We start from the raw sequence: 14,132 nt of genomic DNA, 5'->3' as shown, positions 1-14,132 counted from the left end.
TTCATAGCCATCCGTCTCGGTCGTCCTTTAATTGGCATCTCGTAGTGGCCCAGCAGCACTCGTCTCGCGCTGTTGGTTCTTCTTTGGCAGCATTAGTCCCAGGCCCAGTCCCATCGTGGCGACGGAAGTCAGCAGGGGACTGAAAAAGATATTCCACAGCGTGATGACAGCCAGGAAAAGAGGCAACGCGCTTCCCCGTCCGTGCGTGATTCCAACGACTATGGCGCGAAGCGCCCAAACGGCTATAAACGACGCTAGCGCGAGTGCAGGAATGCCAAACAGTGCCCACAGGTCCCCCACCACGGAGTGGACCTCGAATTGTGACCCGAACATGTATTTTTCTACGTAACCGTTGTTGGGTTCATAGTTGATGGAGGCCATGCCCGTTTTCGCTACGGTGACGTCCGTCGGCGAGGGAATGATACCGAGGCCAAATCCCAGCGGGTTGTGGGCGAACAGTCCCAGCGTTGCGGCCATTTCCGGCCGGCCTCCCAGGATGAGGGATCCTGTCATGTTGATTTGTGTCACGGAGCGGTCTTGTGCAGCAGCGCCGAGGTAACCCTCCACGAGCAGACTTGTAAGGACGTCGTACACTGCCACCGCCATGCACGCGAGCGCGAGCATGGTCTTTATCACTGACCTTCGCCCGCTCTTGCCTCGAGGCACCAGCTGCCAGAGTACGAGAATCATGACCATTCCCAGCATTCCAAACATAGATCGCGAGTCGTTTAGCTGGCACAGGACAGCCAACAACGTCAGTGTGAGGGCCTCCACTAATCCTTGCCGGCGCCTGCCCCAGCGGCCAACGCCATACGCAATGGATAAGCTGATGACAATGACGGGAACGGAGTATCCGAATTTCCAGGCGTTCTCCGCTGCGGCTCCCGACCGCGATACGCCCAAGAGCATACCGAGCCCGTAACTTAACCCGATCAACCATTCGGGCATTACTTGCTTTGCCCATAGGACCGTGCCAACGGTGAGCAGAAGACCCACGAGCAGTGTCACGTTATTTATGGCAGTGCTCGAATCCACCTGGTGATCAGGGGCATTGAGTGCCAACAGCCAGAAACCGGATAGGCAACAGGCTATTCCCAGCACAAAAAGGCTGGCCGCTCCTCGGAACTTTCCGAGAGCCCCCAGCCAAAGGGGCGCGATGACCAGCGCAGCCACATAACCTACGGTGATTGTGTGGCTCAATTGCAGGCGGGCGCCCAGAAGGACCAGGACGATAAACGCCACCCAGACAGTCGCGTGCTGCCACTGTGCGGCGTCAATGCTAGCTAGTGGTCGATCCGGCCGTCGCAACGCACTCTGGCTCACACAAGTTTCCTCAGGGCGTCGCCATCGATGGAGAGGTCATCGGCTCTTCCGCCCAGCTCCCACTCGTGCTCGGGCGCCATGGCATGTTTTGCCGCCGGCAGGGCAGCGTCGCCATAGCTCCTCGGGATGTCCCGCCCGAGTTTGATCCGGTTCAGGATGACGCCGAGGACCCGACCCTTGACGTTTTCGACCGCGTCCGCGGCCGCCTTCAACTGGCCCCGGCGGGTGGAATTGGCCCGCGCCACGAGAAGCGCCCCGTCGGTCAGCCGGGATAGGGCGAGCGAGTCGGCCACGGGCAAGAGTGGCGCGGAATCAAAAATGACAATGTCGAATTGCTGGACCAGGGCTTCCACCGTGGCCGCCATCATGGCTGAAGTTACAAGTTGGTTCGGATTCGGGGGTACCGCACCGGACGGGAGGACCCGGATGGGACCCCAAGGTTCGATGACGTCCCCTAGTTTGGCCCTGCCGGTAAGAACGGTGGTGAGTCCGAGCGTTCCATCGATGCCGCAGTACTCAGCTATCCGGGGCCGGCGCAAATCCGCATCGACCAGGATTACCCGGTCAGATCGTTCTGCCAGGGCTAAGGCCAGGTTGATTGCCGTAGAACTTTTTCCCTCCCCGGCAACTGCTGACGTGACAACCACGGACCGGACACGCGCATCTGGATCAAGAAACTCTAAATTAGCGGCGAGTTTCCGGAACGACTCGGCGGTCACACCGGTCTTTTGCGTCCGGAAGTCGGCCACCTCGGCCCCGCCCTTTCTGCGCAGACCGGGAATGGTCCCCAGGAGCGGAATCTCAGTAGCTCGCTGAACGTCCTGCTCTGTTCGTAGCCGCGTGTCGATAACCTGTCGGCCCAGGGCATAAGCCGATGCCACGGCCAGGCCCAGGGCAAAACCGGTTAAAGCCATGAATCGCTTATCAGGGGCAAACGGGTTGTTGGGCGCCTGGGCCTGCTCGACCTGCTGCATCGTGATAGCAGGAGTTCCATTGTCAGCTTTAGGAGACAGTGCCTGCGCAGTGGTTGCTAGCGAAGAGGACACCGCATTTGCAATGAGGGCAGCCTGGGTAGGCGATTCATCGGTCACCGCGATCTCGATCAAGACCGTATTCAGCGGAGTATCCGCGGAAACCGCATCGGCCAACCGCTCCGGCGTGGTTTGCAGATTCAGCTTCGTGATGACCGGACCGAGGACAGACGGCATTTTTGCAAGCTTCGCATACGACTGGATCAAGTTCTGCGTGAACGTTGACCCCTGCACGAGCTCCGTGGTTGTACTCCCGCGCTGAGTCGACACGAACACGCTGCTTGAAGCCTTGTACATTTTTGGTGAGTTGAGCCCCAGGACGAAGCCGATACCCGCACCCAAAAGTGCCAGTGCGGTTATGAACAGCCACCGACGGCGCAGCGTCCCTAGGTATTCGGCAAGCTCCATCCAAGATCCCCCTTGCAGCGTTTCGGCCAACCCTACCGCTTGCTGACCGGAATATGGTCCGAAACTATCACCCGTTTTACAGATGACGGGCTACACTGCGGTCATGGATGGCGGACATGAGGACACAGTCTTGGCATCGATCCTGGTAGTCTGCACCGCTAACGTCTGCCGGTCGCCGTACGCGGAAGCGTTACTGACCGACTACGCAGCGCGAGTCGGCCGGTCCGGCGTTGAGATCCAGAGCGCCGGGACGCATGCGGCGAACGGTCAGAGCCTCTGTCGCGGCGCCTCCGCCCTTTTGCGCAAGGGTGGCGTTGAAAGTGGTGCCTCAAAGGAGCACCGCTCAAGGAAACTGGAACTTGGTCTCGTGCGCCGCGCGGAACTAATTCTAGTCGCATCGCTCGAGCATCGCTCTGAAATTGCTTATCTGGACGCAGCTGCACGACGCCGAACGTTCACCCTCAGGGAAGCCGCTGCCTACCTCGGTGAACTGGCATCCCGGGGGAGGCACGCAGGCGGGGTGCCGGTCGGCGATGCCTCCCTGTTCCAGATCGTGGAAGCGATGAACTGTCTCCGCGGTACCGTCGCTATCCCGGAAGGCTCGCCGATGGCGCTGCCGGCGCTGCTCAGTCGGGGCGGTCCAAGCGCCCAGCGGCGCCTGGATATTGCGGATGGGCATCTTCAGGGCCCACTGCACCATAAAGCGGCCCTGAATCAGGTGCGCCAAGCCGTGGGGAAGATACATCTCGGCCTCAGCGCCTTAGGCGGCTATTGACGAACCTTATGACCAACGCCGAAGAAGGGTGAGACCGTCCCGGGTTCCGCGGACGGCGGCCCACACTGGCCTGACGGGCCGCAGGAACTGCCGGCGTCCGCCGCGAAGCAGGATGCGCCAAGCGGCCGGAATGGCCGAGCCCTTCCATCGCCTTCTGTCATCCGGATTTAGGTGGATCGCTGCGAAGAGCAGCCGGTTGCGGATGTTGTAGTAGTAATAGACGGGCGATTTGGCCCTGGAACCCGGTCCGCTGCCCTGGGTGCCACCTTCATCATGAGTGGCTGTGGCCTCCTCCACCACCTCTAGGGCTCCACCGGCTGCCTCAACGCGGAAGGAGAAGTCCACATCCTCCCAGTACAAGAAGTACCGGTCATCGAAACCACCTGCGGCTTGCCACATTTCGAGGCTTATCAGTAGGCATGCTCCTGTTAGCCAACGGCGCTCACCGGGCGGCAGCGCAGCGGATGCATGGCGTCTCCCCCTGGTTTCTCCGTCCTCCATACGAACTGTGGCCCCGGTGAACCAGATACTTCCGTCCGACCGGACGATACGGGGAGCCACGACGGCCATCGGGTTGTGTTCGACGGCGTCCCTCAGCAACTGAAGGCTGGACATGCCCAGTGTCGCATCGGGGTTGATCAGCAGGAATGCTCGTGCGCCGGCTCGGGCAGCAGCTTCGACGCCTAGATTCATCCCGGCCCCGAATCCCAAGTTGGTCTCCGGCGCCACCAAGGTCCAGCCTCGCCGGGCAACGAGGCTCGCAACGGCGTCCCGTTCTGTTCTATTCGTGTAGTTGTCGACCACTACTACAGAAACATCCGGTGTGTGGCCGGACACGGGCGCAATATTCGTCTCCAACAATTCATGCGAGCCGTAGTTCACGACGATAATCGCCAATTTGCGCTTCGGATTCATTGCCATGTGAGCACCATATAGCTTAGTGTCCAGAAAGTACCGTCGTCAGACCCAGACGGCGGCGCGGTGTCTGACAGCGAAAAGCGGAGGTTTGCCGCCCAGATTGGACTGGAGTAGAGGACCCTATGCATGCATGCGTCACGTCACCAGCGGTGCTAATGGCCCACCCGAGTTCTGAACTCTACGGCGCCGACCGGGTGATGCTCGAAACAGTAGAGGGACTGGTTGAACAGGGCTCAAGGGTCGTTGTGACGGTACCTCAAACGGGACCGCTTGTGGCAGAACTTGAGGCGCGCGGCGCCACCGTCAGCTTGTGTCCGTCGCCGGTATTGCGCAAAAGCTCAGCCAATCCGCTCGGTTTGCTCAAGCTGGCAGTCGAGGCAGCAAAAGCCTCAATACACGGGCTGAGGCTCATCCGGAGGACTGGCCCTGACGTGATTTACGTGAGTACTCTGACCATTCCTCTGTGGCTTTTGTTGGCCCGGCTAAACCGGCTCCCCGTCCTGACGCACGTCCATGAAGCGGAGAAGTCGGCCAAGTGGCCAGTCCGCTTGGGGATTGTTGCCCCTTTGATTCTGGCGGATCGAATTATCGCCAACAGTCGATACAGTGCAGAAACCCTCACTGACACTCTTCCGGCACTCGCGAAGAGGGTGCGGGTTGTGTACAACGGAGTGGTCGGCCCGGATGCCGTGACCGCCCCCAGGGAAGCCGTCGTAGGGCCCCTGCGCATGGTCTATGTGGGCCGGCTGTCTCCACGTAAAGGCGTCGACGTTGCCGTCGCCGGGGTGGCCGGGGCTCGCCGGCGCGGGATTGACGTGAGCTTGGAGCTCGTCGGCGCGGTGTACCCAGGCTACGAATGGTACGAGGCGGAACTGCGAAGCCTGGTGACCAGCCTGCGCTTGGAAGGGCACGTCCGTTTTCTTGGTTTTTGCACCGATGTTTGGCCCAACCTGGCGCGCGCTGATGTCGCCATTGTTCCGTCAAGGCTTGACGAGCCCTTTGGAAACACGGCGGTAGAGGCGCTTCTCGCCGCACGGTTGCTGATTGTCAGCGATACGTCGGGCCTTCGGGAGGCTGCAGGAAACTATGCCGTGCCCCTATTCGTACCAGCCGATGACCCCGACGCCATAGCGGATGCCATTGAGCTACTACACCGGGCCTGGCCGGACTACCGCCGTCGGGCAATTGAGGACTCCGTGGTAGCCGAAGAGCGGCATCGTCCATCTGCCTATCGAAGCCGCGTTAACCGCGAGATTAAGGAGACTGCCGCATTGAAGAGGTCCAGCAAATACGAGGCAGGACCGGACCGGGAACCGGTACGTTAGTCTGCCGCGTGCCGTGATCCGATTTCCTTTGGCGGGGCCTCCCTGACCGATCTGAGAAGCACGCGAGCCGGACATGTGTCACTGTTCGAAGGAGAGAGACTGAGTGTTTTTGCCTAAACTGAACTCCACCCGTGCCCGGCTCTATGAATCATTAAGGACGGCACACCTCGAACGTGCCCGGCAACTGGAGCCGGCTGTTATCCTCTACCGCCAGAAAAGGTACGACTTTGATGAACAGCTGACGCAGGGACTGCACCTGGTCCATGCCAACCGGCTGAAAGCAGCCTTTCTCCTCGGCCGCTCCCGGGTCCGTCAGCTGGAGATTAATGAACCCCTCATGCTCTCCAGTCTCCCCGCGACGTTCTTGGCTCTTGTTGCAGTCCGCCTGGCGGGGGCGGTACGAGGTCACCGCACCCGGATCGTGACGTACGCGATCGGCAACGCCGATCCCTTTGCAGGATCTGGCGGTCAGGGCTGGAAGTCCCGGACGCGGAAAATGGTGGAACGGCGCCTCGCCCTCTACGTCTGGCGTCATGTGGACCGGATTGCCTTCGGAACGCTGGCCGCGCAGGAGGTTTACCGCGACGTGCTCCCGCGCCTGCAGGAGGGACAGGAAGAATGTCTAGTTCCCGCGTTGCCGGCCCCGTGCGAGTGCAATCCGAACTATCCGAAGGTCCCAGCACGCGTCGTATACCTTGGTGATCTGTCCCGACGGAAGGGATTCCCGTTGGTACTGGCGGCCTGGTCCGGCGTTGTTCAGCAAGATCCGGGAGCGGCACTTGTCATCCTGGGCAAGGGCGCCATGGTGGCAGAAGCAGAAAGCGCTGGGACCTCAAACAGCAGTGTTGAGGTCCACATCGATCCAAGCCGCGATGAGATCCATCGGGTCTTACGGCAGGCCCAGGTGCTGGTTCTGCCATCGCAGTCCACAGCTACATGGCGGGAACAGGTCGGGCTTCCGATTGTAGAAGGGCTCGCACACGGCTGTTCCATCGTCACGACCACCGAAACGGGCCTGAGCGACTGGCTTGCCGACCACGGCCATGCGGTGGTGTCGCCGCACGCAACAGCGCAGGAGCTTGCGGATGTCATCTGCAAGGCCATAGCCTCGGGTCCCTTCGGCAACGACGTGACGGCAAGTCTTCCTGACTCTGACGGACGGTTGGCCGCCGACGAGTGGCTGTTCGAGGCCTCACCGGACGTGGCACGGTGACGCTTCGCAGAAATCCCCAGGCTGTAGGCACAGAAGCGTATCGGTCAAGCATGTGGTCCAAGCTGGGGAAAACCGCGGGCACAAAAATGATTGTCCTAGGTCTTTCAGGCCTGTGCGCCATCGTGACCAGCCGAATGATACTTTCTCACTTCGGTACGGAAGCCTATGCGCAATACGGCCTGCTTGCCTCTCTGCCGAGCCTTCTTCCCTTTGCGGACTTAGGCATTGCCGCCGTCGTCATAAATTCGATCGCCGAGGCCAAGAATCCCAGGAGCGACGAGCACGTTCGTCGGTCCCTGCTGACTGCCTTGAGGATCCTCCTCGTTTCCGGCACCGTAATCGTGGCAACGTCCGCCCTGGTTTCCGTCCTGGGGCTTTGGCCCGTGTTGCTAGGCAACGGCCTTCTACCGGATGGCGGAGCTTGGGCGGCCTTTTTGTGCATGGCCGTATTCGGGATCACCCTTCCCCTCGCGGTGGGGCAACGGATCCTGGTCGGGCTTGAGCGGACAGCCACACAGGTTAAGAGCCAAATAGTCGTTGCCCCGCTCATATTGCTGGCAATTCTACTATCGATTGGGCTTGCGGCGCCGGTTGGCAGCTATTTGGCAGTGTTTTCCTACGCCGCTGCTGCCGTCAACTCCATCATCTGCCTCATCATTGCCAGCCGTCTGCTCAGTCCTCAGCTGACCTCAGCTCTCAGATCCGTTCCGCACATAAAACGCGAGCCCGGCATCAAAGCCTTCCATCTTGCCTGGCCCATGCTCCTCCAGATGGTCGCCCTTCCAATAGCTATGCAGAGCGACCGGCTGCTGCTCAGCCATTTGACCCATGGAGAGGAGCTGGCGCAGTACAACCTTGCCTCGCAACTTTTTGGCATGATTCTGCAAGTTATTGCCGCGGCAGGAATAGTTCTGTGGCCCATTTATGCCAAGGCGAGATCGGCGTCGCGCATCGAATCGCCGCTCGTTCCGACAATTTGGTTTGCCGCGGGTGGCCTATTCCTAGGCGGACTACTGGCCATCGCCACGCCATTTCTCGTTGCCTTTGTTTCCGATGGCAGAATTATTCTGGATGCGTGGCTCGTTTCCGGGTTCGCGGTTTTCGTCGCCCTCCAGGCAGCTAAATACCCAACGGGCATGTACATGACCGACAGCGCAGGCCTGCGGTTTCAGGTCCTGCCCATACTCATGCTTGTCCCGCTGAACATTGCCATATCGTGGTGGCTGATTTCGCTGCTGGGCGCGGCGGGGCCGATCATCGGCTCCGCCATCTCGGTTGCAGCCTGCCAGCTGATCCCTAATCTCTGCTACGTGACGCGCGACTTGGCCCGGCGCCGGCAGGGGCAGGGCACCGGGGCCAACTTGTCGCCCCATGAAAGCAACACGGCCAAGCTATGAACTTCCTGCTGATGAGTCTCACTTTGGTCGCAGGCCGGGGTGGTGACGAGAACAGGCTTTAGGCCGGATGCAGCCAAGTGAACGGCAGCGCGGCCCCCGTCGGGCCATAAACGCGGGGGGCGGACTTTTGGGCCTGGTTCCCCATGGTCCAAGTCTCGACAACGAATTTTCCGGAGCCCACACTCGTCCCGTCCCACTTGGGGTTTTTCACCGTCAGCACACAGTCTGTTCCGCCGCGGGCTGCATCGGAGTTTAAGGACATGTGCAAAGTACCGCCGGCGGTCTTCCGGTCACAGATCATCACGGGATCGTTGTACGTGATACGCGTGGACTGTTCGTGGTTGAAGCAGTACCCTGCAAGCTTGCCTGTCCCGGAGCCGATGTATTCCGAACGCACCCGGGTCACAGTTGAATCACGCGACTCGAACCAGGCAATGCCGCCGCCACCAGTAAGAGAATGGTGGAAGTAGCAGTCCTGGAATGTGATCCCCGAGCTGTTGTTCACCATTACGGGGCTGGAACTAACCCGCACACCTGCGCGGCGGCCATCCACTTCGGTATTGGTTACCCGCACCGAAGTGCACTGGAATATGCTGATGCCCCCGGTTTCGCCCGGCGGGACAGAGTCGTAGCCGGTGATGCCATTGATATAGACGTTATCGACGACGCCGTTTGCCCGGCTCAGCCGAAGGCCGTTGTACTCATGGCCCAGGCTGGTTCCCTGGATTTGGAAGTTGCGCAGTTCGACTGTGATCATCGGATCTGCGCTGGAAGCGATCGCGTGAATGAGCATGTAGGGCGAAGCTCCACCGGTCCACCTCGGCTGGCTCGAGGAGGCCATCCTAAAAATAGTGTTGCGTCCGGACCCCACCAGGCCGCGACAGCCGGCACCACCGGAACGATTCCCCAACCGCACGCCGTCTTTGTACCCGTAGCGGAAATTGGACGGAATGGTGAACACGCCTTCGGGGAAGGTCAGCACCCGATTACCGGTAACTTTGTTGATGACCGTCTGCAGGTCGTTGCCGGAGCTGTACAGGTCCTCATAGCGGACGTAGCCGGTGCCCGTCGGACGAGCGATGGCCGCTGCGGACGGTGTGGCGTTACCGAGCTGGCCTGCCGCCAGCCCGAGGGCCGCCGCGGCCCCTAATCCCAGGGCGCTCCTACGGGAAAGATGAGTCGCTTCCATTATTTGTTCCTTAGATCTGAGGGGCCGCCCAAGCTTGCGCTCTACCGCAACGTAACGACTGGATAACTTTTGCCGTTACAGCATCGGGGAAGGTGCGACGGCGTGTCAAACCAGCACTACGAGTTTGTTCCCCCTTGAGGCGCGGTGTGTCGGGTCACCTCAATTGCGCTCCCTTTGGGGTCCCCCCGGCCAGACGCGAGTCCTGACGCGGGTGACGCCGACCACGCGCGAGTCCCGCCCCGACGGCGGAGAGCCCCCTTGAATGTGATTAATACCACGCCCAAGGGGGCTCTCCGCCGGCGTTCCCGGCCGTGTCGCGCCAGGAGTTAGGGCTCCCTGCTGGTAAGCCAGTTACGCAGGGTCACCTTTACCGGGCCGTTGAGGTTCGACCCCGACACGTAGCTGAGTATGCCGACGGAGCCAGGGACCTGGAGCGCCGACGTCGAGTCGGTCGCGGTCAGGCTCCATGCTGCCGGCTCAGCGGTGCTGGTTTTCCAGGCCTTAGCGCTCAAAGTACTGGGCGACGTTCCGGTCACGGCCATTTTGATCCGCACGGAATCTCCCATGTTGTACGTCAGCCCGAGGGTCCTGGTCGAAAGGATGGTTTCCGCCCCTGCAACCGTTTTGGTCAGGTACAGAGTCAAGGCTCCGGTCCTGGAAATCCATAGCTTGGCTCGATAGTCGTTGGAGCTGCCGGCGTTACGGCCTATCACCGAGACAAAGGTCCCGCCACCGTCTCCGATCTTGTCGAGGGATACATCGAACTGCGTCACGGCCGAGGCCGCAGAAACCGCATTCAGGAATGCGCTTCGAGTAGCTCCCGCAGCGTTGTTGATCGTTGCATTTCCATTGGCGACCGAATAGTTGCTCGCACCGGACGGAGTCGTCCAGTTGCCTCCGACATCCGCCTGCCCGAAGCCGCCGGCAACTGTCCGACCGAAGTCGTCCTTAGCCAGGGGCTGGTTGGCAGGAGCCGTTACCGTGATGGACTTGCTGACGGTACCCGTCGCTCCCTTGTCATCCGTTACCGTCAGCTTGACCTGATAGGTTCCCGCCGCTGCATATGTGTGCGACGGAGTCCGCCCTGTCCCGGCCGGCGAGGAATCGCCGAAGTCCCAGGCGTAGYTGGCAACCGTGCCGTCCGGGTCTGCCGACGCCGAYCCGTCCAGCGTCGCGGTCAGATCCGCCACAGCCGAGCTAAAGGCAGCCACCGGAGACTGGTTGGCCGCGGCGACCGWTACTGCTTGCGTCACTTGCCCTGTCGCTCCCTTGTCATCCGTYACCGTCAGCTTGACCTGATAGGTTCCCGCCGCTGCATATGTGTGCGACGGAGTCCGCCCTGTCCCGGCCGGCGAGGAATCGCCGAAGTCCCAGGCGTAGCTGGCAACCGTGCCGTCCGGGTCTGCCGACGCCGACCCGTCCAGCGTCGCGGTCAGATCCGCCACAGCCGAGCTAAAGGCAGCCACCGGAGACTGGTTGACAGGCGTGGTGCCTGCACCCAGGGCGTAGTGAGCCGAAACGTCGGAGGAACTCAGCGCCGTGGAGTACACGGCCACCTCGTCGATGGCTCCCGCGAAGTATGGCTGCGGTCCCCACGTCGTATCTGCACCCACACGCCAGTAGCCGTTGTAGGCCTGGGACTCGGCCTGCGGATTGGAACCGACCTCCTGGCCATCCACATACAGCTTCATCCCGTCCGACGACTGGGTTGCCACCATGTGGTGCCACGACCCGTCGTTGTACGGCTGTGGAGTCGTAATGGTGTTGGCTTGACCTGTCCAAACGCCGAACGTCAATTGTCCGCTGTTCTCCATGTAGACGTGCCGGTCGTAGTTGCCCGAGAGTCCGGTCTGGGAACCACCGAAACCGATCAGCTTGCCGCCATTGGTGGTGGTTGTGTTGAACCACAGCTCCTCCGTGTAAACCGTGGGGTTGGAGAACTGGGCGTCGGACGAGAGCAAGCCGGATGAGCCGTCGAATTCGACGGCGGTATTAGTCACTCCTGCGAGCGCCCCTGGGCGTCCCAGACTCGTTCCGCTGACGAAGGTACCTGTATTGCCTACCGCACCGCTGTCGGCTGCCGTCGTTCCCGTAGTTTCGCCCACCCTCCAGTACAGGTCCGGGTTGAGCTGGAACACTGCCTTGCCGTAGTTGTCTACAGGCGCAGTGGGCAGGTTAAGGGTGCGGCCGGAGGCCTGGAAGTGGTTCTGGACCTGGGACAGCCCCAGTACGGTCGGGTAGATGCTTACTTCATCGATGCTTCCCTGGAAGTAGCTGCTTGCGGGCTGCGACGGCCAGCCGTTGAGGTTGTCGCCACCGATCCGCCAGACCCCGGTGTAGGGCTGTCCGCTGGTCACGTCCGCGCGCTTCGCAATTCGCTTTCCGTCGACATATAGCACCATTCCGTTAGAACCAAGGCTGACGGTGACTTGGTGCCACTGCCCGTCATTGAAACCGGCGGAGCTTTGCAGGGTTTCCGTGTTTCCGGTGTAGACGCCGTAGATGATCCGTCCTGCATTGTCCATGTAGACGTGGCGGTCATAGCTGCCGGACTGTCCTGTCGGGCTATTTCCAAAGCCGAGTATCTTGCCTCCTGAAGTGCTTGTGGTCTTGAACCACGCTTCGGCCGTGAACGTGTCCGGGCCTTGGATCTGGGTCTGGGTAGCCCCGAACCCGGTATTCGTTCCGTCGAAGGTGGTTGCAGCGTTCGTGTCCCCGGTGATGGCGCCGGCGGTTCCGCGTGTTGCGCCGGTCCCTAGGCTGATATCGCTCCAGCCGGCCCAGTCTACGGCGGTCCCTCCGCTGCCTTCGCCCAACCGCCAGTAGTCAGCCGCACCGTCGTCGAGAACGCCACGGGCATAGTCACTGACGCTCCCGGCCGTGGCTGTGGTGACGCTGACGGCGTTCGATTTCGCGGTGTTGCCGAAGGCATCGGTGGCGATGATCTGATATGTGTGGGTGGATCCGGCCGCCAGTCCCGTGTCGATGTATCCCATGCCCGGCCGACGCCAGAAGTCGGACTCCTGTGTTTTGGTGTAGATCGGCGTGGCAGTCTTTCCGTCACGGATGAGCTGGTAGCTCAGGTTTTGATTGTCCTTATCCCAGTTCGCCTGCCAGCTGACCCGCGCCGTTCCGGTGGCGGTGCTGATAACGGACGGGTTGAAGGCGGCGCCTGTGACCACCGGGCCCTGCTTGTTTGGCGCAATGCCCTTGACTGCAAACCGGACCAGGCCCTGCTGGGCTTTTCCGTTTACGCTTGGGAACTCGCCGCCCGCGACGATGTATTGGTTGTTGCCGGTGATGTTCCAGGCGGCCTGGGATGCGCCGCTGAACGTGCCGACGGCGAATTCGGGGTACCACTGAAGGAGAGACGGCGAGGGATTCCCGGCAAAATTGAAGTATCCATAGGGATCATCGGTCAGAGTGCCCGTCGCTGCCTTGCTGAACGCCAGTGCATGATTGAATGTCCACTTTGGCGACGTCTGGGGAAAACCGCCGATGTTTCCGCAGTAATGGGCATGACTTACGGTGTAGACGGCTGTATCGGATGCGTAGACGCCATAGGTGTCGCCGTGGCAGTCCTCGACCCACTTGATGGCACCGTCGGACCAGTCAGCGGAAAATGTTCCCTCCAGGTTCCCGCCGTTGCCAAACACGTAGCCCGTTCCGTAAACTCTTGTTCCGTCGCTGGCGAGGCTGAGGATGGCTGCTTGTGGCCCGCCGTTCCTCACCAAGCCGTTCGCGGCCCACGGCAACAGCCCGCCGGTGTTAGTATCGACTGCCCCCAGGCCGTAGCCGGGGTTGCTCGAACCGTTGAGTGTGGTGAAGCCGCCCCCCACTACAACCTTGGAGTCATCCGGTGAAACGAGCAGCGTGTTGACGTCGCCGCCGGCCGGGACCGGGTTCCAATTCAGCAGGGTAGCGTTTGACGTCGACACTGCGGCCAGCTTGGGGCGGCTGACCGATCCGACGCCGCTGAACCACCCGCCCATGTAGACGGCGTTGTTGGATGCCGTGAGAGCCACCACACGCGAGTTAACTTTCGGCGCCCAAGACGTGATCAGCGCACCAGTCGTGGGGTTCAGCGCAGCTACATAGGGCCGTGCTACGCCGTTCACCTGCGAAAAGGCGCCCCCGACGAAGAGCTTGGATCCGTCTGGTGAAGCCGCAATGGTTTTCGCCATGCCGTTCAGGCTGGCGGTAAATGTCGTAATCAGATTTCCGGTTGTCACGTCGTAGGCCAGGATATTGTTCCGGGCGACGGTGTTTGTTCCCGGTGCGGCGCCGGCCGGCCTGGCCGTGTTGAATTGTCCTACCGCGTAGGCCACGTTGCCGATGATGACCTGCTGCCAGACGATTCCATCGATCTGCACCGTGGGCAAAGCATCCGCCGAGACGGTGACGGGTGTGGCGGGGTTGGCGGGATCAAGAGGAGCGGTGTCGGCCGTAACGGGAGGAGCCGCGACCAGGGCCATCGACATAGCAACCGCGGAAGCGAGCAGGACGGCGCCAAGCTTCCTAGGCCCGTTACCGGGCCGGCGTCGAGAGCGGTT

At 61.2% G+C, this 14,132-nt stretch carries 9 protein-coding genes; 4 read left to right on the top strand and 5 right to left on the bottom strand.

The genetic code is table 11. The annotated features are described in order from the left end of the window. Positions 1-27: 27 nt before the first annotated feature. Both AC1DBX_RS08705 and AC1DBX_RS08700 read right to left on the bottom strand, forming a co-directional pair. Positions 28-1,323, bottom strand: a complete 1,296-nt coding sequence (locus tag AC1DBX_RS08705) for a hypothetical protein (protein WP_476871750.1) — start codon at positions 1,321-1,323, stop codon at positions 28-30. Then, complete coding sequence (locus tag AC1DBX_RS08700) at positions 1,320-2,762, bottom strand: tyrosine-protein kinase domain-containing protein (RefSeq protein WP_476871751.1); 1,443 nt, start codon at positions 2,760-2,762, stop codon at positions 1,320-1,322. Before AC1DBX_RS08700 ends, AC1DBX_RS08705 begins: the two co-directional genes overlap by 4 nt. Before the next feature lie 130 nt (positions 2,763-2,892). Between AC1DBX_RS08700 and AC1DBX_RS08695 the strand changes: the two genes are divergently transcribed. Continuing rightward, the gene (locus AC1DBX_RS08695) at positions 2,893-3,537 is read left to right on the top strand and encodes an arsenate reductase/protein-tyrosine-phosphatase family protein (protein ID WP_476871752.1); all 645 of its coding nucleotides are present in this window, start codon (positions 2,893-2,895) and stop codon (positions 3,535-3,537) included. 6 nt (positions 3,538-3,543) lie between these two features. On the opposite strand, the gene AC1DBX_RS08690 is transcribed toward AC1DBX_RS08695, so the two are convergent. After that, positions 3,544-4,458: a glycosyltransferase gene (locus tag AC1DBX_RS08690; RefSeq protein ID WP_476931549.1), complete on the bottom strand. Its 915-nt coding sequence runs from the start codon at positions 4,456-4,458 to the stop codon at positions 3,544-3,546. Positions 4,459-4,610: 152 nt separating this feature from the next. Here AC1DBX_RS08690 and AC1DBX_RS08685 point away from each other — a divergent pair, with 152 nt between their 5' ends. The 3 genes from AC1DBX_RS08685 (at position 4,611) to AC1DBX_RS08675 (ending at position 8,390) form a co-directional block, all read left to right on the top strand. After that, positions 4,611-5,780 carry a glycosyltransferase gene (locus AC1DBX_RS08685; RefSeq protein ID WP_243180557.1) on the top strand — a complete coding sequence of 390 codons (1,170 nt, stop codon included), beginning with the start codon at positions 4,611-4,613 and terminating at the stop codon, positions 5,778-5,780. A gap of 103 nt (positions 5,781-5,883) precedes the next feature. Continuing rightward, positions 5,884-6,993 (top strand): glycosyltransferase family 4 protein, encoded by a 1,110-nt coding sequence (locus AC1DBX_RS08680; RefSeq protein WP_476871755.1) that lies wholly within the window; start codon positions 5,884-5,886, stop codon positions 6,991-6,993. Between the two features lie 50 nt (positions 6,994-7,043). Continuing rightward, the gene (locus AC1DBX_RS08675; RefSeq protein ID WP_476931548.1) at positions 7,044-8,390 is read left to right on the top strand and encodes a lipopolysaccharide biosynthesis protein; all 1,347 of its coding nucleotides are present in this window, start codon (positions 7,044-7,046) and stop codon (positions 8,388-8,390) included. Positions 8,391-8,448: 58 nt separating this feature from the next. Here AC1DBX_RS08675 and AC1DBX_RS08670 read toward each other — a convergent pair whose 3' ends face one another. Beyond that, the gene (locus AC1DBX_RS08670; protein ID WP_476871757.1) at positions 8,449-9,579 is read right to left on the bottom strand and encodes a hypothetical protein; all 1,131 of its coding nucleotides are present in this window, start codon (positions 9,577-9,579) and stop codon (positions 8,449-8,451) included. A 326-nt stretch (positions 9,580-9,905) separates the two neighbouring features. Beyond that, complete coding sequence (locus AC1DBX_RS08665) at positions 9,906-14,060, bottom strand: LamG-like jellyroll fold domain-containing protein (protein ID WP_476931547.1); 4,155 nt, start codon at positions 14,058-14,060, stop codon at positions 9,906-9,908. Positions 14,061-14,132 lie beyond the last annotated feature (72 nt).

This window comes from Arthrobacter sp. 10N44_2 (assembly GCF_056394385.1).
The sequence above is the reverse complement of the archived record's forward strand: the minus strand, read 5'-3'. Positions and strand labels throughout refer to the sequence as shown.

Excerpts from the sequence above, each read along its gene's own strand:
- AC1DBX_RS08670 (WP_476871757.1), bottom strand. The coding sequence starts at position 9,579 with ATGGAAGCGACTCATCTTTCCCGTAGGAGCGCCCTGGGATTAGGGGCC.
- AC1DBX_RS08685 (WP_243180557.1), top strand. The coding sequence starts at position 4,611 with ATGGCCCACCCGAGTTCTGAACTCTACGGCGCCGACCGGGTGATGCTC.
- AC1DBX_RS08700 (WP_476871751.1), bottom strand. The coding sequence starts at position 2,762 with ATGGAGCTTGCCGAATACCTAGGGACGCTGCGCCGTCGGTGGCTGTTC.
- AC1DBX_RS08690 (WP_476931549.1), bottom strand. The coding sequence starts at position 4,458 with ATGGCAATGAATCCGAAGCGCAAATTGGCGATTATCGTCGTGAACTAC.
- AC1DBX_RS08675 (WP_476931548.1), top strand. The coding sequence starts at position 7,044 with ATGTGGTCCAAGCTGGGGAAAACCGCGGGCACAAAAATGATTGTCCTA.